17 protein-coding genes and 1 riboswitch are annotated in these 21045 nt (G+C 58.3%); of the genes, 9 read left to right on the top strand and 8 right to left on the bottom strand.

From position 1 onward, the window contains the following. Positions 1–229: 229 nt before the first annotated feature. The 4 genes from cra to leuO form a co-directional block, all read right to left on the bottom strand. Positions 230–1234 (bottom strand): catabolite repressor/activator, encoded by a 1005-nt coding sequence (gene cra / locus G9X48_RS14030; RefSeq protein WP_004386410.1) that lies wholly within the window; start codon positions 1232–1234, stop codon positions 230–232. A gap of 177 nt (positions 1235–1411) precedes the next feature. After that, positions 1412–1903 carry an acetolactate synthase small subunit gene (gene ilvN / locus G9X48_RS14025; RefSeq protein ID WP_004386411.1) on the bottom strand — a complete coding sequence of 164 codons (492 nt, stop codon included), beginning with the start codon at positions 1901–1903 and terminating at the stop codon, positions 1412–1414. Positions 1904–1905: 2 nt separating this feature from the next. Next, positions 1906–3630, bottom strand: a complete 1725-nt coding sequence (gene ilvI, locus G9X48_RS14020; RefSeq protein WP_004386412.1) for an acetolactate synthase 3 large subunit — start codon at positions 3628–3630, stop codon at positions 1906–1908. A 398-nt stretch (positions 3631–4028) separates the two neighbouring features. Continuing rightward, positions 4029–4973, bottom strand: coding sequence for a transcriptional regulator LeuO (gene leuO / locus G9X48_RS14015; protein WP_007864271.1), 945 nt, complete (start codon positions 4971–4973; stop codon positions 4029–4031). Positions 4974–5773: 800 nt separating this feature from the next. Between leuO and leuA the strand changes: the two genes are divergently transcribed. From leuA to leuD, 4 genes are read left to right on the top strand one after another with little or no spacing between them, the layout of a single operon-like run. Beyond that, positions 5774–7345 (top strand): 2-isopropylmalate synthase, encoded by a 1572-nt coding sequence (leuA, locus tag G9X48_RS14005; protein WP_007847237.1) that lies wholly within the window; start codon positions 5774–5776, stop codon positions 7343–7345. Continuing rightward, positions 7345–8436, top strand: a complete 1092-nt coding sequence (leuB, locus tag G9X48_RS14000; protein ID WP_004386417.1) for a 3-isopropylmalate dehydrogenase — start codon at positions 7345–7347, stop codon at positions 8434–8436. The genes leuA and leuB overlap by 1 nt, the downstream gene beginning before the upstream one ends. Before the next feature lie 2 nt (positions 8437–8438). Then, positions 8439–9839 carry a 3-isopropylmalate dehydratase large subunit gene (leuC, locus tag G9X48_RS13995; RefSeq protein ID WP_007783795.1) on the top strand — a complete coding sequence of 467 codons (1401 nt, stop codon included), beginning with the start codon at positions 8439–8441 and terminating at the stop codon, positions 9837–9839. A gap of 10 nt (positions 9840–9849) precedes the next feature. Continuing rightward, positions 9850–10455, top strand: coding sequence for a 3-isopropylmalate dehydratase small subunit (gene leuD, locus G9X48_RS13990; protein ID WP_097640992.1), 606 nt, complete (start codon positions 9850–9852; stop codon positions 10453–10455). Between the two features lie 171 nt (positions 10456–10626). On the opposite strand, the gene G9X48_RS13985 is transcribed toward leuD, so the two are convergent. Beyond that, a complete protein-coding gene (locus G9X48_RS13985) occupies positions 10627–11805 on the bottom strand; it encodes a sugar efflux transporter (protein ID WP_007895931.1) in 1179 nt (392 codons plus the stop codon). 119 nt (positions 11806–11924) lie between these two features. Continuing rightward, on the bottom strand, positions 11925–12089 hold the full coding sequence (gene sgrT / locus G9X48_RS13980; protein ID WP_088277098.1) for a glucose uptake inhibitor SgrT: 165 nt from the start codon (positions 12087–12089) through the stop codon (positions 11925–11927). An 86-nt stretch (positions 12090–12175) separates the two neighbouring features. On the opposite strand from sgrT, the gene sgrR reads away from it, so the two are divergent. From sgrR to thiQ, 4 genes are all read left to right on the top strand, one after another. Next, entirely contained in the window at positions 12176–13840 is a 1665-nt protein-coding gene (gene sgrR / locus G9X48_RS13975; RefSeq protein ID WP_105629586.1) for an HTH-type transcriptional regulator SgrR, read from the top strand. 35 nt (positions 13841–13875) lie between these two features. Next, positions 13876–13977: riboswitch (TPP riboswitch) on the top strand. 32 nt (positions 13978–14009) lie between these two features. Beyond that, a complete protein-coding gene (gene thiB, locus G9X48_RS13970) occupies positions 14010–14993 on the top strand; it encodes a thiamine ABC transporter substrate binding subunit (RefSeq protein WP_097640993.1) in 984 nt (327 codons plus the stop codon). Then, a complete protein-coding gene (gene thiP, locus G9X48_RS13965; protein ID WP_032988870.1) occupies positions 14969–16579 on the top strand; it encodes a thiamine/thiamine pyrophosphate ABC transporter permease ThiP in 1611 nt (536 codons plus the stop codon). Before thiB ends, thiP begins: the two co-directional genes overlap by 25 nt. Then, positions 16563–17264, top strand: a complete 702-nt coding sequence (thiQ, locus tag G9X48_RS13960; protein ID WP_076728611.1) for a thiamine ABC transporter ATP-binding protein ThiQ — start codon at positions 16563–16565, stop codon at positions 17262–17264. The genes thiP and thiQ overlap by 17 nt, the downstream gene beginning before the upstream one ends. Here the strand turns inward: thiQ and G9X48_RS13955 are convergent. Next, a complete protein-coding gene (locus G9X48_RS13955; RefSeq protein ID WP_097640994.1) occupies positions 17258–18028 on the bottom strand; it encodes a DedA family protein in 771 nt (256 codons plus the stop codon). The two genes, thiQ and G9X48_RS13955, sit on opposite strands and share 7 nt — an antisense overlap. 116 nt (positions 18029–18144) lie before the next feature. Further along, entirely contained in the window at positions 18145–18990 is an 846-nt protein-coding gene (gene araC, locus G9X48_RS13950; RefSeq protein WP_004386427.1) for an arabinose operon transcriptional regulator AraC, read from the bottom strand. Between the two features lie 339 nt (positions 18991–19329). Between araC and araB the strand changes: the two genes are divergently transcribed. Further along, positions 19330–21042, top strand: a complete 1713-nt coding sequence (gene araB / locus G9X48_RS13945; RefSeq protein ID WP_097584819.1) for a ribulokinase — start codon at positions 19330–19332, stop codon at positions 21040–21042. The last annotated feature ends 3 nt before the right edge of the window (positions 21043–21045 follow it).

Below are 21045 nucleotides of genomic sequence, written 5' to 3'. Positions count from 1 at the left end.
AACCGTTCGGGAAACGCCTGAAAATAAAAACCATACGCCTGCGGCTTAAGACATCTGGCCGGTTACAAATTTACACACAAGAAATGATTGGTTACCACTTATACGGTAGCTCGCACCGTTTCTTCATCGTCAGGAGAGGGAGTGTCAGAATGTGTAAAAAGGTGCCGGAATTATCTGAATCCAAAGAAAAGGCAGCCGAAGCTGCCTTTTTGTCTTTTTGCACTTAGCTTTAACGACGGCTTAAACTGCCGCGCCGGTATAGATTACGGCGAATACGGGTGAGACCAGGCCGTGGTTTGCGTGGCTCATCGAGGCTTGCCAGCACCAGCTCCAGCACGCGCTCCGCGACATCGCGATGGCGCTGCGCCACGGCAAGAACCGGGCATTGCAGGAAATCGAGCAGTTCGTTATCGCCAAACGTCGCGATAGCGAGCTCTGACGGCAAGCGCCCTTCGCGCTTCAGCGTCACGTCCATTACGCCCTGCAATAAAGCGAAAGAGGTGGTGAACAGCGCCTGCGGCATCGGGTGCGTTTCCAGCCATTTTTCAAACAGCGCGGCGGCGGCTTCACGCTCGTAGCTGTTGGCATAAAGGAAATGCACTTCGCGCGGGTCATCTTTCCACGCGGTGCGGAAGCCTTGCTCGCGCAGAAAACTTACTGAGAGCTCCGGCAGCGCGCCCAGATAGAGGACGGTTTCAGCCGGAAACGTGCGCAGCTCGCTTGCCAGCATTTCCGCATCGTCCTGATCGGCACCGACAACGCTGGTGAAGTGTTCGCGATCCAGCGCCCGGTCCAGCGCCACGATCGGAAATGCGTCGTTCGCCCAGCGCTGGTAAAACGGATGTTCAGGCGGTAAAGAAGTAGAAACGATGATAGCGTCAACCTGGCGTTGCAGCAGATGCTCAATGCAGCGCATTTCGTTATCGGGTTGATCTTCAGAACAGGCGATAAGCAGCTGATATCCGCGCTGGCGCGCCTGGCGCTCAAGATAGTTGGCGATGCGGGTATAGCTGGTGTTTTCAAGATCGGGGATAACAAGGCCAATCGAGCGTGTTCTTCCTGCGCGCAGGCCTGCGGCGACGGCGTTCGGGTGGTAATTATGCTCACGCACCACCGCCATCACTTTCTCAACGGTTTTATCACTCACACGGTACTGCCGGGCTTTTCCATTAATGACGTAGCTCGCCGTGGTGCGCGACACGCCAGCCAGCCGCGCGATTTCATCCAGTTTCACGTTTACCCCTTAACAAGAGTGTTACTCCATAACCTTTCAAGGGTTATAAGTTAAAATCCTTAACATCTAAGCGCAGAATAGTACCCTGAGCAACTGCTTTTGCGCGCGCCTGTCGCGCCCGCTGCAAAAAAAAGCCCGGCAGGTGCCGGGCGGATGCATAACAAGGCAATAACAGGACTAACGCATGATCTTTTCGCCGCGGGAGAGACCTACTACGCCAGAGCGCGCCACTTCCACAATTTTCGCCACATCGCGAATGCTTGCGAGAAACGCGTCGAGCTTTTCGCTGGTACCCGCCAGCTGCACGGTATAAAGCGACGGCGTGACGTCGATAATCTGACCGCGGAAAATCTCCGCGCTGCGTTTAACTTCTTCACGCCCGTAACCGCTTGCCTGAATTTTCACCAGCATGATTTCGCGCTCGACATGCGCGCCCTGCCCCAGCTCGCTGACGCGCAGCACGTCCACCAGCTTATGCAGCTGCTTTTCGATCTGCTCAAGGACTTTTTCGTCACCGACTGTCTGGATGGTCATCCTGGAGAGTGTCGGATCGTCGGTCGGTGCTACGGTCAGGCTTTCGATGTTATAGCCGCGCTGCGCGAAAAGCCCAATCACACGAGACAACGAGCCCGATTCGTTTTCCAGCAATACTGATAATATCCGGCGCATAATCAGGTTCTCTCCGTTTTGCTTAACCACATTTCATCCATTCCACCGCCGCGAACCTGCATCGGATAAACGTGCTCGGTGCCGTCCACGGTGACATCGACAAACACCAGCCGGTTATTGCGCACATGTTCCAGCGCCTCGCTGAGTTTGCTTTCCAGCTCTTCCGGGCGGGTGATGGAAATCCCGATATGGCCGTAAGCCTCCGCCAGTTTGACGAAATCCGGCAGCGATTCCATATAGGACTGCGAGTGGCGTCCAGAGTAAATCATGTCCTGCCACTGCTTCACCATGCCCAGATAGCGGTTGTTGAGGTTAAGCACCAGTACCGGCAACTCATATTGCAGCGCGGTGGAAAGCTCCTGAATATTCATCTGGATACTGCCGTCGCCGGTCACACACACGACGGTCTCTTCCGGTAACGCGAGCTTCACGCCGAGCGCCGCCGGCAAGCCGAAGCCCATCGTCCCAAGCCCGCCGGAGTTTATCCAGCGGCGCGGTTTATCAAAGGTGTAATGGAGCGCCGCAAACATCTGATGCTGGCCTACATCGGACGTCACGTAGGCATCGCCTTTGGTCAGACGATACAGCGTTTCGATAGCCGCCTGCGGTTTAATGCTGCCGCTTTCGCGGTCGTAATTCAGGCACTGACGGGCGCGCCACTGTTCAATTTGCTGCCACCAGTCGCGAATATCGTCCAGCGGCTGCTGGCTCTCTTCCTGGCCCAGCAGTTCCAGCATCTGGCTCAGCACCTGGCGCGCATCGCCGACGATAGGTACATCCGCCGCCACGGTTTTAGAGATAGACGTCGGGTCGATATCGATATGCAGCACGGTGGCGTTCGGGCAGTACTTCGCGAGGTTATTGGTCGTGCGATCGTCAAAGCGCACGCCGACTGCGAAAATAACGTCCGCATTATGCATCGTCATGTTCGCTTCAAAGGTGCCGTGCATTCCGAGCATCCCCAGCGCCTGACGGTGCGTGCCCGGAAAGGCGCCCAGCCCCATTAATGAAGAGACCACCGGCACGTTGAGTTTTTCCGCCACGGCGCGCAGTTCATTTTCACAGGCGGCGGTAATCGCGCCGCCGCCCACGTACATGACCGGCTTTTTCGCGGCGATAAGCGTTTGCAGGGCGCGTTTGATCTGCCCTTTATGGCCCTGCGTCGTCGGGTTGTAAGAGCGCATGCTGACGGTTTCCGGCCAGACATACGGCAGCTTTTTCGCCGGGTTGAGGATATCTTTCGGCAAATCGACCACCACCGGGCCTGGTCTGCCGCTGGCGGCGAGCCAGAACGCCTTTTTCAGCACCGTCGGGATATCTTCGGTTTGCTTCACCAGGAAACTGTGTTTAACCACCGGGCGGGAGATCCCCACCATGTCGCACTCCTGAAATGCATCGTAGCCAATCAACGAGGTTGCGACCTGGCCTGACAGCACCACCAGCGGAATGGAGTCCATATAAGCCGTAGCGATACCGGTAATCGCGTTGGTGGCGCCAGGGCCGGAAGTCACCAGCACCACGCCCACCTCACCGGTCGCGCGCGCCAGACCATCCGCCATATGCACCGCGGCTTGCTCATGGCGCACCAGCACATGATCAATACCGCCAACGGTATGTAGCGCGTCATAAATATCAAGCACCGCGCCACCGGGGTAACCGAATACTTGCTTTACGCCCTGATCGATAAGCGATCGGACGACCATCTCGGCTCCAGACAACATCTCCATGGTTTGCCTCCAGGCTTTTGTTTACGGACTGACGGCAGAAGTCATTTTCCGCACGGTCACTGGTACAGGTGTGATGCCCTGTCGTTAATTATCGTTATGGGTTTCCCCTAACATAACCGCTGAAAATGAGGCAGGCAATTAGCAATCAGGCGTCGCCGGGCGCGCCAAATGGCGGCGCGACGCTGAAGAAAAGCGATTAAACGGAGAGATATGCTGAATATAAGCGGCGCTTATGACCGTTAATTTCGCAACGCCCATTTCTGACAGTGATAAATCAAAAAAAACGGCGGGAAGGGAATGCGCCACGAAGCAGGGATTAATAACAGAATAAAATGTCACGAAAGAGAGTATCTACAGAAAAACGGGCGGCTACTGCCACCCGTTTTTTTTCAGCTCGGTTATCGCCGACAGACATTCGATAACAGCTCTTCCATCCACTGATGGCCCTTATCGCGCCCGGCCGCTTCATGCCAGGAGAGATAACAGGTACGGCTGTTTAATTTAAACGGCAGCGGCATAATTTGCAGTTGCAGCGACTGCTCATAATCCTGCGCCAGCCAGCGCGGCGCGATGGTAATAAGATTCGTGCGCGATACGACATTTAATACGCTGGTCAGCGCCATACCCTGATAAGCGATGGCGGCCTGTTTTTCTGCGGTGTCATACCACGGCAAACTAAAAGAGCTAAAACGATCTAACGCCACCACCGCATGCTGCTCTTTAAATACTTCACTTTCACGTAACAAATTATCTTTACGCGGATGGCTCTTACTGCTTACCAGCACCATTTCATCTTTAAATAGCGGTACGCAGGTAAACTCCGGGCGACGGAATTCATCGTAACCAATGACAAATTCTGTCTCCTGGTATCGCAGTTGATGTTCGATATTCTGATTTAAAGAAGATTTAAAGACTAAATGAATATTGGGCGCGATATTCATTACGCTGTTGTAAATAATAGACGTCAGAAGATTATCCAGCGGACTGCACACGCAAAGATTAAACAGTCTTTCGCTGCTGAGCGGTTCAAAACCAGAGCCAGGCAGCTCATTTTGCACCAGCTGAAGCGCCTGACGAATCGATCCGAACAGCTGACACGCCCTGACCGTGGGCTGAATACCGCGCCCGTAGCGTACAAAGAGTTCGTCATTAAACATCACTTTAAGGCGCGCGACCGCATTACTGACAGCGGGTTGAGACATTCCCAGCATATGCGCGGCGCGGGTGATGTTTTGCTCCTGCATGACCGCATCAAAAACCGTCAATAAATTCAGATCGACCGTGCGTAATTGCGGTTTCAGCCCTTCAGACGCGGGCAAGTGTTCAATATGCTCACCAGACATAATCTACTCCACTGATACATTATTCCCTTTGCATGCATTACCCAGAACATTCCGTTTATCATGTAGCAATTTCAGGCAAAAGAGGAGGTTCAAAAACTCATAAAAAGTTGCTGTTTTGAATTAAAAGTTCATTAATAGACAATAAAAATAAATCTCCTGATATTTTAGGACTTTGTTTATCATGGTACTTTTCTTACAGCCCGATCAAATCATAAAAAAGACGAATAAACAATAATTCACTTAATGAATTATCAATTAAGTTTTCGTAAATACTTCACTTTTTTAATAAATGCGACGGCGTGCTTTGAATTATTCACGCTCAAATGTCATCACATCCTCACTCGCGCTTTTAATTCATTGATATGATAAATAATCTAACGCAATTAAACCGATAAAAAGGAACTAAAAATGCGCATCCGAAGGGCTTCAACACTTACGCCTCGCTTAACGTATACATATATTTTATATAACTGCGATTACTCAGCATAATCCACTAAATCCGCATCTGGCGTCGCCCGTTTGGGTTAACTGTAGAATTACGGACAGGGGGTTGACATGGTCTGTGGTATCAAGTACCACTAAAAGCCTGTTAACGCATTTATTCGGGACATGATTCATGATTCGCATCGTTCGTTTCGCTGGTCTACTACTACTAAACGCATCCTCAGTGCGCGGTAGACTGGTGCGCGACGTTCAGCGGTAACGCTTGAGTCAGGTCATCAGAAATAAAAAACCCGCGCCGCTGCGCGGGTTTTTTTATGCTCACGCAAGGCGCCCCAGGACAAAAAAGGACACCAACCATGAGCCAGCAAGTCATTATTTTTGATACCACATTGCGTGACGGTGAGCAGGCGCTCCAGGCGAGCCTGAGCGTAAAGGAAAAACTGCAAATCGCGCTGGCGCTTGAGCGCATGGGTGTCGATGTCATGGAGGTCGGTTTTCCGGTCTCTTCGCCGGGCGATTTCGAGTCGGTCCAGACCATTGCCCGTCAGGTAAAAAACAGCCGCGTCTGCGCCCTGGCGCGTTGCGTGGAAAAAGATATCGATGTGGCCGCCGAATCCCTGAAAGTTGCTGAGGCGTTTCGTATTCACACTTTCATCGCCACATCGCCAATGCACATCGCGACCAAACTGCGCAGCACCCTGGATGAAGTGATTGAGCGCGCCGTTTATATGGTAAAGCGCGCCCGCAACTATACCGACGACGTCGAATTCTCCTGCGAAGACGCAGGCCGCACGCCGATTGCCGATCTGGCGCGCGTGGTGGAAGCCGCCATCAACGCGGGTGCCACCACCATTAATATCCCGGACACCGTCGGCTACACCCTGCCTTTCGAATTCAGCAATATCATCAGCGGCCTGTACGAGCGCGTACCGAACATCGATAAAGCGGTTATCTCCGTTCATACCCATGACGATCTGGGCATGGCCGTCGGCAACGCCCTGGCCGCCGTGCAGGCGGGCGCGCGTCAGGTGGAAGGTACGTTAAACGGTATCGGCGAACGCGCGGGCAACTGCGCGCTGGAAGAAGTCATTATGGCTATCAAGCTGCGCCAGAACCTGATGAACGTCCACACCCGCATTAATCACCAGGAGATCTGGCGCACCAGCCAGACGGTGAGCCAGATCTGCAACATGCCGATCCCGGCGAACAAAGCGGTGGTCGGCTCTGGTGCCTTCGCCCACTCGTCCGGCATCCACCAGGACGGCGTCCTGAAAAACCGCGAAAACTACGAAATCATGACGCCGGAATCCATCGGCCTGAATCAGGTGCAACTGAACCTGACCTCCCGCTCCGGCCGCGCCGCCGTGAAGCATCGCATGGAGGAGATGGGCTACCACGAAAACGACTACAACCTGGACGACCTGTACGATGCCTTTCTGAAACTGGCCGACAAAAAAGGCCAGGTGTTTGATTACGATCTGGAAGCGCTGGCCTTTATTAATAAACAGCAGGAAGAGCCGGAGCATTTCCGTCTGGAATATTTCAGTGTGCAGTCCGGCTCAAACGCCATGGCGACCGCCTCTGTGAAGCTCGCCTGCGGCGAGGAGATCAAAGCCGAAGCCGCCAACGGCAACGGCCCGGTCGATGCCGTCTATCAGGCCATCAACCGCATTACCGATTACGACATTGAGCTGGTGAAATATCAGTTAGGCGCAAAAGGCCACGGCAAGAACGCGCTGGGCCAGGTGGATATCGTGGTCAGCTACAACGGCCGCCACTTCCACGGCGTGGGGCTGACGACCGATATCGTCGAATCCTCCGCCCGCGCGATGATCAACGTGCTGAACAACATCTGGCGCGCCGGTGAAGTCGAGAAAGAGTTGCAACGCAAAGCACAGAATAAAGAACACAATCAGGAAACCGTGTGATGTCTAAAAATTATCATATTGCAGTTTTGCCGGGCGACGGTATTGGCCCGGAAGTGATGGCGCAAGCCCTGAAAGTACTGGATGCCGTTCGTGGTCGTTTTGATATGCGTATTACCACCAGCCATTACGACGTTGGCGGCATTGCCATCGATCGCCACGGCAACCCGCTGCCGCAGGCAACCGTGGAAGGCTGCGAGCAGGCCGATGCCATTCTCTTTGGCTCGGTCGGCGGCCCGAAGTGGGAAAATCTGCCGCCTGCGCAGCAGCCGGAGCGCGGCGCGCTGCTGCCGCTGCGTAAACACTTCAAACTGTTTAGCAACCTGCGCCCGGCGAAGCTCTACCCGGGGCTGGAAGAATTTTGCCCGCTGCGCGCCGATATCGCCGCCAACGGCTTTGACATCCTCTGCGTGCGCGAGCTGACCGGCGGTATTTACTTCGGTCAGCCGAAGGGCCGCGAAGGCAGCGGCATGCATGAAAAAGCGTTCGACACCGAGGTCTACCACCGTTTTGAAATCGAACGCATCGCCCGCATCGCGTTTGAGTCGGCGCGCAAACGCCGTAATAAAGTCACCTCGATTGATAAAGCGAACGTGCTGCAAACCTCGCTGCTGTGGCGTGAAATCGTCAATGAAATCGGCAAAGAGTACCCGGACGTCGAGCTGGCGCACATGTACATCGACAACGCCACCATGCAGCTGATTAAAGATCCGTCGCAGTTCGACGTGCTGCTCTGCTCCAACCTGTTTGGCGATATTCTGTCTGACGAATGCGCCATGATCACCGGCTCTATGGGGATGCTGCCTTCCGCGAGCCTCAACGAGCAGGGCTTCGGCCTGTACGAGCCGGCAGGCGGCTCCGCGCCGGATATCGCCGGGAAAAACATCGCCAACCCGATAGCCCAGATCCTCTCGCTGTCGTTGCTGCTGCGCTACAGCCTGGAAGCCGACGACGCGGCGACGGCGATTGAAAACGCGATTAACCGCGCGCTCGCAGAAGGCGTGCGTACCGGCGACCTGGCCCGCGGCGGTCAGGCTGTCAGCACCGATGAAATGGGCGATATCATCGCCCGCTATGTGGCCGAAGGGGTGTAACCATGGCAAAGACCTTATATCAGAAGCTGTTTGACGCTCACGTGGTTCATGAGGCCCCGAACGAAACGCCGCTGCTCTACATCGACCGTCATCTGGTGCATGAAGTCACCTCGCCGCAGGCATTTGACGGCCTGCGCGCCCATGGCCGCCCGGTGCGCCAGCCGCGTAAAACCTTCGCCACCATGGATCACAACGTCTCCACCCAGACCAAAGACATCAACGCGTCCGGCGAAATGGCCCGCATTCAGATGCAGGAGCTGATTAAGAACTGCAACGAGTTCGGCGTTGAGCTGTACGATTTGAACCATCCGTATCAGGGCATCGTACATGTGATGGGCCCGGAACAGGGTATCACCCTGCCGGGCATGACCATCGTCTGCGGCGATTCCCACACCGCGACCCACGGCGCGTTCGGCGCGCTGGCGTTCGGCATCGGCACTTCGGAAGTGGAGCATGTGCTGGCAACCCAGACGCTCAAACAGGGCCGCGCGAAGACCATGAAAATCGAGGTTAATGGCCGCGCCGCGCCGGGCATCACCGCGAAAGATATCGTGCTGGCGATTATTGGTAAAACCGGCAGCGCCGGCGGCACCGGCTATGTGGTGGAATTCTGCGGCGACGCTATCCGCGCGCTCAGCATGGAAGGCCGCATGACGCTGTGCAACATGGCGATCGAAATGGGTGCTAAAGCGGGCCTGGTGGCACCGGATGAGACCACATTTAATTATGTTAAAGGCCGTCTGCATGCGCCGAAAGGCCAGGATTTCGACGAGGCCGTGGCGTACTGGAAAACCCTGAAAACCGACGACGGCGCGCAGTTTGACGCGGTTGTCACGCTCAATGCCGAAGAGATAGCCCCGCAAGTCACCTGGGGCACCAACCCAGGCCAGGTGATCGCCGTAAGCGACGCCATTCCCGATCCGGCCTCGTTCGCCGATCCGGTTGAGCGCGCCTCCGCCGAGAAAGCGCTGGCCTATATGGGCCTCAAGCCCGGCGTGCCGCTGACCGATGTGGCTATCGATAAAGTGTTTATCGGCTCCTGCACCAACTCGCGCATTGAAGATCTGCGCGCCGCGGCTGAAATTGCCCGTGGTCGTAAAGTGGCGCCCGGCGTTCAGGCGCTGGTGGTGCCAGGCTCAGGCCCGGTGAAAGCGCAGGCGGAAGCCGAAGGGCTGGATAAGATTTTCATTGAGGCTGGTTTTGAATGGCGTCTGCCTGGCTGCTCGATGTGTCTTGCGATGAACAACGACCGCCTGAACCCGGGCGAGCGCTGTGCCTCAACCAGCAACCGTAACTTTGAAGGCCGTCAGGGCCGCGGCGGGCGCACGCACCTGGTCAGCCCGGCGATGGCCGCCGCCGCCGCTGTAACCGGCCGTTTCGCCGATATCCGTAGTCTGAAATAAGGGGAACCCCATGGCAGAGAAATTTACCCAACACACCGGTCTGGTGGTTCCGCTGGATGCGGCGAACGTGGATACCGACGCGATTATCCCGAAACAATTCCTGCAAAAGGTGACGCGTACCGGCTTTGGCGCGCATCTGTTTAACGACTGGCGTTTTCTGGATGACAAAGGCCAGCAGCCGAACCCGGAATTTGTGCTGAATTTCCCGGAGTATCAGGGCGCGTCTATCCTGCTGGCGCGTGAAAACTTCGGCTGCGGCTCGTCGCGCGAGCACGCCCCGTGGGCGCTGACCGATTACGGGTTTAAAGTGGTGATTGCGCCGAGTTTCGCCGATATCTTCTACGGCAATAGCTTTAACAACCAGCTGCTGCCGGTAACGCTCAGCGATGAAGAAGTGGATGAGATGTTTGCGCTGGTGAAGACCAACCCCGGCATTCGCTTTGAAGTGGATTTAGAAGCGCAAGTGGTGAAAGCGGGCGATAAGACGTATAGCTTTAACATCGACGCGTTTCGTCGCCACTGCATGCTGAACGGACTGGACAGTATCGGCCTGACGTTGCAGCACGAGGACGCCATCGCGGCGTATGAGAAAAAACAGCCCGCGTTTATGGGGTGAGTTTTTACGGTTTACCTGGTGTATACGGCGGGTGCGCGTGGCTTACCCGCCCTACGAAAATACGTTTAAGAGTTTGTAGGGCGGGTAAGCACAGCGCATCCGCCACACCCTTCCCTCACCCGTTTAGCCGTAGGGCGGGTAAGCGCAGCGCACCCGCCATCAGACAATGACTTACACGTCTTTCACCCGACTCGTCAGCCACAGCGCCACCAGCGCAACCCCGGTCATCACCGGGTATACCGCGTAATGCCCGAAACTCTCCACCAGCGCTCCTTGCACCACACCCGCCAGGATCACACCCGTCGAAATACTGTTGCTGAAAAGCGTGGTGGCGGAACCCGCGCGCCCCGGCATCAGATCCTGAAACCAGATCATCCCAAGCCCGGCGACAATCCCGATAAACAGCGCGTTAAAGAGCTGCAACCCAAGCAGCGCCTCGCGACTGTGAAAGAGATTAAGCCCGGCGTAGAACAGCACGCCCGCAGCCACCGCCAGCAGCATCATCGGCTTTTTACCGAACCGCTTCACGTAAAACCCGGCCAGCAGCATCGCCGGGATCTCAAGCCCCGCCGCGGTGCCCATCAGCACGCCCGCGAGGCTCTCCGGCAGCGCCAACTCCTGGCTCACCCACAGCGGCATATCGATGATATACATCGTATTGCAGGTCCACATCAGCACGGAGGCGATAAACAGCATCCGTACGTTCTTGTCCTTCCAGCCGCTCACCTGCGTGATGGCCACATCGGCGGGCTGTTCAATACGCGCCACCGAGGGCAGCGCGAAAAAGATAATCACCAGGCTCAGGATAAAAATCCCGGCGGCGATTAAAAACATGGTGGTAAAGCCGAAACTCAGCGCCAGCATAAACGACAGCGGCGGCCCGATAACCCACGCGAGCGAGAGCTGCGCGCGCATGACCGAGCTGAACATCACCGCCTCGCGGGCAGAGTTATCGGCATACTCACGCGCCAGCGCGAAAAGCTGCGGCATGGCGGTATTCGCAAGCGACGCCAGCAGCACGCCTGCGGTAATCAGCGTCAGGTAGTGACGGTTAAAGGCAAATAGCACACAGTTGCCGACCGCCATCAGGCAGCAAAAAAGGATCAGCTTGCGCCGGTCGCCCCGGCTGTCGGAGCGCTTCGCCAGTAGCAGGCTGACGGCAATCCCGGCAATCGCGTTCACCGTATAAAACAGCCCGACCCAGAACGGCGGCGCGCCCACTTCACGGCTTAAAAACAGGCTCAGCGTCGGCGCCTGCAGCGCGCCCGCCACGCCCATCATGAACGCGACGACCATAAAAGCGAGATAGACGACATTAAGCCGTCGGACAAACGTAAGAAACCACAGCATCGGGCGCATCCTTTCAGTTGAGGCGGGCGAAATCGTGCTCATAATAGACGAAAAAAGCCAGCAGTAGCACACTGCTGGCAGGTGAAAAGCACCAATACTCAGTTACACGTGATGTCCGCTTAGCGGCGCCTAAACGTCACCGGGAATGTCACATCCCACTGCATAATCTCATCCAGCATTCGTTGCGGCGTTTTACCGTTCAGGCGGGCCAGCCATGAGCCGGAAAGACGTTGCGTTGCGCTGAAATACTGCTGATAAAACCTGCATGTTGACGACGTTTTCATAAGCCCCTCCGCTTTCATCGAAGAGAAGTATTGCCGTAATATAGGGAATATTAAATTGATGAGTTTCGAGCGGGAGTTCCCCTTTTATGCCTTCAGGTCGTCTGCAACAGCAATTTATCCGTTTGTGGCAATGCTGCGATGGTAAGCCGCAGGACACCACGCTGAACGAACTGGCCGAGCTGCTGAGTTGCTCGCGCCGCCACATGCGCACACTGCTGAACGCCATGCAGGCGCGCGGCTGGCTGACATGGGAAGCCGAGGCCGGACGCGGCAAACGCTCCAGGCTCCAGTTCCTCTATACCGGGCTCGCGCTGCAACAGCAGCGGGCGGAAGATCTGCTGGAGCAGGACAGAATCGATCAGCTGGTGCAGATCGTCGGCGACAAATCCACGGTGCGTCAGATGCTGCTCTCGCATCTGGGCCGCAGTTTCCGCCAGGGACGCCATATTCTGCGCGTGCTCTATTACCGCCCGCTGCAAAATCTGCTGCCCGGCAGCGCCTTGCGCCGTTCAGAAACCCACATCGCCCGGCAGATTTTCAACGGCCTGACACGCATAAACGAGGAAAACGGGGAACTGGAAGCTGACATCGCGCACCACTGGCAGCGTATTTCCCCTTTCCACTGGCGCTTTTTCTTACGCCCCGGCATCCATTTTCACCATGGCCGCGAGCTGGACATGCTCGATGTCATCAGCTCGCTCCAGCGCATCTGCGCCCTGCCGCTCTACGCGCATATCCGTGAAGTGGTCTCTTCCACCGCCTGGACGCTGGATATTCATCTGAGCGAGCCCGACGACTGGCTGCCGTGGCTGATGGGCAGCGTGCCGGCGATGATCCTGCCGCGGGAGTGGCCGGAGCTGCCGAAATTCGCGAGCCAGCCCGTCGGCACCGGCCCTTACGCGGTGGTACGCAATAACAGCAACCAGCTTAAGATCCGCGCTTTTGATGACTACTTCGGCTATCGCGCGCTGATTGATGAAGTGAATTTCTGGGTGCTGCCGGAGATAGGCGAAGAGCTGAGCTGCGCCGTTCAGCTTGAAGGCCCGACGCGCGACGCCGACGAAAAAGCCGTAGAAAGCCGCCTCGAAGAAGGCTGCTACTACCTGCTGTTTGATTCCCGCTCGCGCGTGGGCGCAATGCCCGAGGTACGCCGCTGGATAAGCTCGCGCTTTACGCCTGCCCGCCTGCTGCACCGCGCCGCGCCGCACTATCAGCGCCTCTGGTTTCCGGCTTACGGCCTGCTGCCGCGCTGGCACCACGCGCCGCAAATTCCTGAGGCGCAGAAACCCGCCGGGCTGGAGCGTCTGACGCTCACCTTCTATGGCGACCACAATGAAAACCGCATTATCGGCGCGTTGTTGCGCGACATTCTGGCGCAGGAGCAGGTGGAGCTGGAATTGCGGGAAGTGAGCTATGAGGAGTGGTATCAGGGCGATATCACCAGCGATCTGTGGCTTAACAGCGCCAACTTTACGCTGCCGCTCGATTTCTCGCTGTTCGCGCACCTGTGCGAAGTGCCGCTCATTCAGCGCTGCATCCCGCTCGACTGGCAGGGCGACGCGCAGCGCTGGCGCACCGGCGCGCTGAACCTGCCGCAGTGGTGCCGCACGATGCTGGAGCGCCAGGATATTCTGCCGCTGATCCATCACTGGCTGATGCTCCAGGGCCAGCGCAGTATGCGCGGCGTGCGCATGAACACGCTCGGCTGGTTTGATTTTAAATCCGCCTGGTTTGCGCCGCCGGAGCCGTAACCCTTTCGCAACATTACGCAAATCATTACAATGGGCCGTTCTCAACGGGGTGCTGCCGGCTGACCGGTGCGCTGAGATAATACCCGTCGAACCTGATCCGGATAACGCCGGCGAAGGGATTTGAGGCTACCGCTCAAAATCCTTTGCCCCCATTTGATAAAGGTGCAAAGTGTTAAAAAAACTGCTTCCTCTGCTGGCGCTCGCCGCCGCTCCGGCTTTCGCCAAACCCGTTCTGACCGTCTACACCTATGACTCCTTCTCCTCGGAGTGGGGCCCTGGCCCGAAAATTAAAACCGCCTTTGAAGCCGACTGCGGCTGCGAGCTGAAATTCGTGGCGCTGGAAGATGGCGTTTCGCTGCTTAATCGTCTGCGCATGGAGGGCAAGAACAGCAAAGCCGATGTGGTGCTGGGCCTGGATAACAACCTGCTCCAGGCCGCGACCGCAACCGGGCTGTTCGCCAAAAGCGGCATTCCGGCGGGTGAAGTTAACGTGCCGGGCGGCTGGAATAACGACACCTTTGTACCGTTCGACTACGGCTGGTTCGCCTTCGTTTATGACAAAAACAAACTGAAAAATCCGCCGAAAAGCCTCAAAGAGCTGGTTGAGAGCGATCAAAAATGGCGCGTCATCTATGAAGATCCGCGCACCAGCACGCCGGGGCTGGGCCTGCTGCTGTGGATGCAGAAAGTCTATGGCGATAACGCGCCGGACGCCTGGCAGAAGCTCGCCGCAAAAACTGTTACCGTCACCAAAGGCTGGAGCGAAGCCTACGGCCTGTTCCTGAAAGGCGAAGGCGATCTGGTGCTGAGCTACACCACCTCGCCCGCCTACCACATTATTGAAGAGAAAAAAGAGAACTACGCCGCCGCGAATTTCAGCGAAGGCCACTATCTGCAGGTGGAGGTCGCCGCACGCACCGCCGCCAGCAAACAGCCCGCGCTGGCGGAGAAATTCCTGAAGTTCATGGTTTCGCCTGCGTTCCAGAATGCAATTCCTGCCGGCAACTGGATGTACCCGGTGACCAGCGTCGCGCTGCCGGAAGGCTTTAACGCGCTGACCCGGCCGCAGACCACCCTGCAATTCACCTCACAGGAAGTGGCCGCACAGCGCGCGCAATGGACGAGTGAATGGCAACGCGCCGTGAGCCGCTGATCCCCGGCTGGCTCTGGCCCGGCCTCACCGCCGCCCTGCTGATGGCGGCGGTGGCGCTGGCGGCGTTCGCAGCACTCTGGACACACGCGCCGCACACCGATGCACGCGCGCTGCTGCACGACAGCTATCTGTGGCACGTGGTGCGCTTCTCGTTCTGGCAGGCGTTTCTCTCCGCGCTGATTTCCGTCGTGCCTGCGATTCCACTCGCCCGCGCGCTCTACCGCCGCCGCTTTCCGGGGCGGCGAGCACTGCTGCGCCTGTGCGCCATGACGCTTATCCTGCCGGTGCTGGTGGCGATTTTCGGCCTGCTTAGCGTCTACGGGCGCAGCGGCTGGCTCGCCGCGCTCTGCGCGACGCTCGGCATCGAATGGACATTCTCGCCTTATGGATTACAGGGCATCCTGCTGGCGCACCTCTTTTTTAATATGCCGATGGCGACCCGCCTGCTCTACCAGACGCTGACGCAGATCCCCGGCGAACAGCGCCAGCTCGCCGCGCAGCTCGGCATGCGCGGCTGGGACTTCTTCCGGCTGGTGGAGTGGCCCTGGCTGCGCCGCCAGATCCCGCCGGTGGCGGCGCTCATTTTTATGCTCTGCTTCGCCAGTTTCGCGACGGTGCTGGCGCTCGGCGGCGGGCCGCAGGCGACAACGATTGAGCTCGCCATCTATCAGGCGCTGAGCTATGACTACGATCCGGGCCGCGCGGCGCTGCTGGCGCTTATCCAGATGGGCTGCTGCCTGTCGCTTATCCTGCTTAGCCAGCGGCTCAGTAAAGCGATTCCGGTCGGCGCGACGCTGGCACGCGGCTGGCGCAACCCGGAGGATTCGTGGCGCAGCAAGCTTACCGATTCAGCGCTGATTGGTGCCGCGCTGCTGCTTCTCCTGCCGCCGTTGCTGGCGGTGCTGGTGGATGGCCTGCGCGGCGACATTAGCCATGCGCTGGCCGACCCGGCGCTGTGGCGCGCGCTCTGGACGTCGCTGCGTATCGCGCTCTGCGCGGGGGGGCTGTGCGTTATCCTGACCATGATGCTGCTCTGGAGCACGCGCGAGCTGTACCTGCGCCAGCGTCGTCTTGCCGGGCAAAGCCTTGAGCTCTGCGGCGTGCTGATCCTCGCGATGCCGGGCATCGTGCTGGCGACCGGGTTTTTCCTGCTGCTGAACGCTACCCTCGGTCTGCCAGAGCGCGCCGATGCGATTGTGATTTTCACCAATGCGCTGATGGCTATCCCTTACGCGCTGAAAGTGCTCGATAACCCGATGCGCGATATCGCCGCGCGTTACGGCGCGCTCTGCGCGTCGCTTGATATACGCGGCCTGAACCGGCTTCGACTGGTGGAAACTCGCGCGCTGCGGGTGCCGCTCGCCCAGGCGATGGCGTTCGCCTGCGTATTATCGATTGGCGATTTCGGCGTGGTGGCGCTGTTTGGCAATGAGGATTTCCGCACGCTGCCCTTTTATCTCTACCAGCAGATCGGCGCGTATCGCAGCGACGCCGGCGCGGTCACGGCGCTGCTGCTGCTGTTACTCTGCTTCTTGCTGTTCACCTTGATTGAAAAACTTCCGGGGCGCCATGCTGACACTGACTGATCTCACTTGGCTGTATCACCACCTGCCGATGCGCTTTACGCTGGACGTGCGCGAGGGCGAACGCGTGGCGGTGCTGGGGCCAAGCGGCGCGGGCAAAAGCACGTTGCTCAATCTGATTGCCGGTTTTCTCGCGCCCGCCAGCGGCACGCTCACTATCAACGGCGCGGATCACACCCGCACGCCGCCGTCAAAACGCCCGGTGTCGATGCTGTTTCAGGAAAATAATCTCTTTAACCATCTGACGGTGCGCCAGAACATTGCGCTCGGGCTGTCGCCCGGCCTGCGGCTGAACGCGCAGCAGAAGCGTCAGGTCGAGGCGATAGCCGACAACATGGCGATTGGCGATCTGCTGGAGCGGCTGCCGGGCGCGCTCTCCGGCGGCCAGCGTCAGCGGGCGGCGCTGGCGCGCTGTCTGGTGCGAAAGCGCCCCGTTCTGCTGCTGGATGAGCCGTTTTCCGCGCTCGATCCGGCGCTGCGCCAGGAGATGCTGACGCTGCTGGAAACCTTATGCGAGGAGGAAGGCACGACGCTGCTCATGGTGTCGCACAGCGTCGAGGATGCGGCGCGTATCGCCGCGCGCAGTCTGGTGGTCGTTGAAGGACGCATCGTCTGGGACGGCCCCACCGCGCAGTTGCTGAGCGGCGAGGCCAGCGCGTCGGCGCTGCTCGGCATTACGCCTCACTGAGCGCCGGTCACCACTTTCCACAGAATGCTGCGATACACCGGCATCAGCGGGTGGCTCTGAATGGCGAACAGCGCCACGGCCGCCGCCACCGCCACGCCGGGAGCCAGCCAGTGCAGACGCGGGCGCGGCAGATAGCGCGTGAGGCGATCCTGCGTTTTACCGCTGCGCCACCAGCGCCAGAGCAGCCACGCCGCCAGCCAGACCAGCAGCGCCACGCCGCCGAGCAGCCATTTAAACGCACCGCTTTTCATCTCCGGCGGAATGTCGATAGCGGCACCCGCGAGAATGCCCGGCAGAAAGTAAAACGGCGGCCAGAGCAGGCAGCCGACGATATTCGGCGGAAGGAATTTACGCACCGGCAGATCGAGCATTCCCGCCACCATCGGCACCAGCGGGCGCGTCGGCCCGACAAAGCGCCCGACGAGAATGGTAAACATGCTGTGCTGATGCAGCGCGTGTTCGGTTTTATCGAGCAGCGCCTTGTGCTTTTTCAGGAAGGACCAGCGGTGCAGCGGTTTCTTAAAGCGCCAGCCGAGCCAGAATGAGATCCAGTCGCCAAGCAGGCAGCCAATAATCCCCACGGCCCAGGCCTCATAGAAATTGACCTCGCCGCTGCCGATGAGCGCACCCAGGGCTGCCATCAGTACGGTGCCGGGCAGCAGTAACCCGACCAGCGCCAGGGATTCGAGGAACGCTACCAGCGTAATAGCAATCAGCGAATAGGCGACTGACTGAGTGATAAAGTGTTCCAGAAAGGCTTCCATAACGCATCCGGTAAAGTGTGGAACAGAGGATTCTCCTGAGCGCTATGCCCTGCGTCAAGCCATCCTTCTTTAACCATACTTTACTTTACCGGGCATGACACGAAACCCACGTTGCGTTATTCGCATCCGGCGCGGAATTCACTCGGGCTCGCCCCGGTGCATTTCTTAAACACACGCGAGAAATAGAGCTGATCTTCAAAGCCCACGTTGCGCCCGACGCTCGCTATCGGCATGCGTGTGGTGCTGAGCAGAAGCTTCGCCTGGCTGATGCGCTGATCTTCGCGCCAGCTCAGCACGCTGACGCCCAACTGCTGACGGAAGAGATGCGACAGGCGCGACGGCGACAGGCAGACATGCTGAGCGACGCTTGCAATATCAAAATGGCTGTCGGCCAGGTGATCGCTGATGTACTGGCAGGCGTCGCGCACGCGGCTGTCGAGCGGCGCTTTCAGCGATTCGCTAATCGCCTCAACGCGGCGCAGCAGCAACTGCTCCAGCAAGTTTATCGCCAGCAGCTCGGCATAACGCCCCGGCCCCTGGGCGGCGTCGATAATCGCCTGAAACAGTGAAGAAAACTGTTCGTGATGCGCCTCATCCGGGCGGTAAAAACCGGTATTGGCGAAAATGGCGGGCCAGTTCAGCCACTCGTGCCAGTAGGCGCGCGGGCGGAAATAGACCCACTGGTGATACCACTCTTTGGCCTCCGGGTTGCGGCCATAGTGGTGCACTTCGCCCGGCGGGAACAGCAGCATATCGCCGGGGCGGCAGAGATATTCCTTACCCTGATTTTTCACCACCCCTTCGCCGCGCACCGTCAGGTTGAGAATATAACCTTTCATGCCGAGCGGCCGGTCAATGAAAAAATCGAGCCAGCCGTCGGCCTCAATCGGCGTCAGTCCGGCCACAAGATGGGCGTTAAACGAGTAACCAGGCAGCAGAGGATCGTTTTGCGTTTCAGCCATTTTCACGGCGCTCCGAAGCGAGAGTGAAGAAACCATTTGTCCATATCGTTATTTTCGCCAGCAGCGGCAGGCACCTGAGCGCCTGGCACAACAGCGGCGGCGGCTTAAGCCCGCTTTATTACAGAAAATAACCTGTATTGCCTTCGCTGTCAGGCTTTTTAATCCATAACCGAAGTGTCTATAAGCGCGGCAGAAATGTCCACATCGAATATTTGCGTGGCGTCACAAATTCTCGCTTCACAGCATTTTCGTCCATAAGTTCAGCGGATCCACCCTGACCCTTTTGGCGGGGTAAAACTAATGTTCTCTCCATGTTTGTTTATCGCATGGAGTATGAAGATGGCTATTGCGCTGGGACTCGATTTTGGCAGCGATTCGGTTCGGGCTTTGGCGGTGGACTGCACCACCGGTGCCGAGCTTGCCACCAGCGTGGAGTGGTATCCACGCTGGCAGGAAGGGCGCTATTGCGACGCGGCCCGTAACCAGTTCCGCCATCATCCGCGGGATTACATTGAATCAATGGAAGCGGCGTTAAAAACCGTGCTGGCGGCGCTCTCGCCAGAGCAGCGCGCCGCCGTGGTTGGCATCGGCGTTGACAGCACCGGCTCCACGCCCGCCCCGATTGACGCCGACGGTAACGTGCTGGCGCTTAATCCGGAGTTTGCCGACAACCCCAACGCGATGTTCGTGCTGTGGAAAGATCACACCTCGGTGGAAGAAGCGGAAGCAATCACCCGCCTGTGCCATACGCCCGGTAAAACGGACTATTCGCGCTACATCGGCGGGATTTATTCCAGCGAATGGTTCTGGGCCAAGATCCTGCATGTGACGCGCCAGGACAGCGCCGTCGCGCAGGCTGCCGCCTCGTGGATTGAGCTGTGCGACTGGGTACCTGCCCTGCTCTCCGGCACCACCCGCCCGGCGGATATTCGCCGCGGCCGTTGCAGCGCCGGTCATAAATCGCTGTGGCATGAAAGCTGGGGCGGCCTGCCGCCGGCAAGCTTCTTCGATGAGCTTGATCCGCTGATTAACCAGCATCTCGATTACCCGATGTTCACCGACACCTTCACCGCCGACATCCCGGTGGGCAACCTGTGCGCCGACTGGGCGCAGCGCCTCGGCCTGCCGGAGAGCGTGGTGATTTCCGGCGGCGCGTTTGACTGCCATATGGGCGCGGTCGGCGCGGGCGCACAGCCGAACACGCTCGTGAAAGTGATCGGCACCTCCACCTGCGACATCCTGGTGGCGGAGAAAGCGGACGTCGGCGAGCGCGCCGTGAAAGGTATTTGTGGTCAGGTGGATGGCAGCGTGGTGCCGGATTTCATCGGCCTCGAAGCCGGGCAATCCGCCTTCGGCGATATCTACGCCTGGTTTGGTCGTCTGCTCGGCTGGCCGCTGGATACGCTCGCGAAGCAGCACCCGGAACTGAAACCGCAGATTGAAGCCAGCAAAAAACAGCTGCTGCCTGCGCTTACGGAAGCCTGGGCGAAAAACCCGTCGCTCGATCATCTGCCGGTGATCCTCGACTGGTTTAATGGCCGCCGCACGCCGTTCGCCAACCAGCGCCTGAAAGGCGTCATTACCGATCTTAACCTCGCCACCGACGCGCCGCTGCTCTTCGGCGGGCTTATCGCCGCCACCGCCTTTGGCGCACGCGCCATTCAGGAGTGCTTTGTCGATCAGGGCATCGCGGTGAATAACGTGATGGCGCTCGGCGGCATCGCCCGTAAAAACCCGGTGATTATGCAGGTCTGTTGCGACGTGCTGAACCGCCCGCTGCAAATCGTCGCCTCCGATCAGTGCTGTGCGCTGGGCGCGGCCATTTTCGCCGCCGTCGCCGCAGGCGCGCATGCCGATATCCCGCAGGCGCAGCAGGCGATGGCAAGCCAGATTGAAAGCACGCTTCAGCCGCAGCCTGAGAGCGCCGCGCGCTTCGAACAACTCTACCGCCGCTTCCAGCAATGGTCGCACAGCGCGGAACAACACTATCTCCCTTCAGCCGCTACCCCGCAGTCTGCCGAGCGCGCAGGCCAGGCGGCCCTGACACATTAAGGA

This window comes from Cronobacter sp. HA18006 (assembly GCF_011605445.1).
Taxonomy (GTDB): Bacteria; Pseudomonadota; Gammaproteobacteria; order Enterobacterales; family Enterobacteriaceae; genus Cronobacter; species Cronobacter sakazakii.
This window is presented reverse-complemented; position numbering and strand designations above follow the sequence as displayed.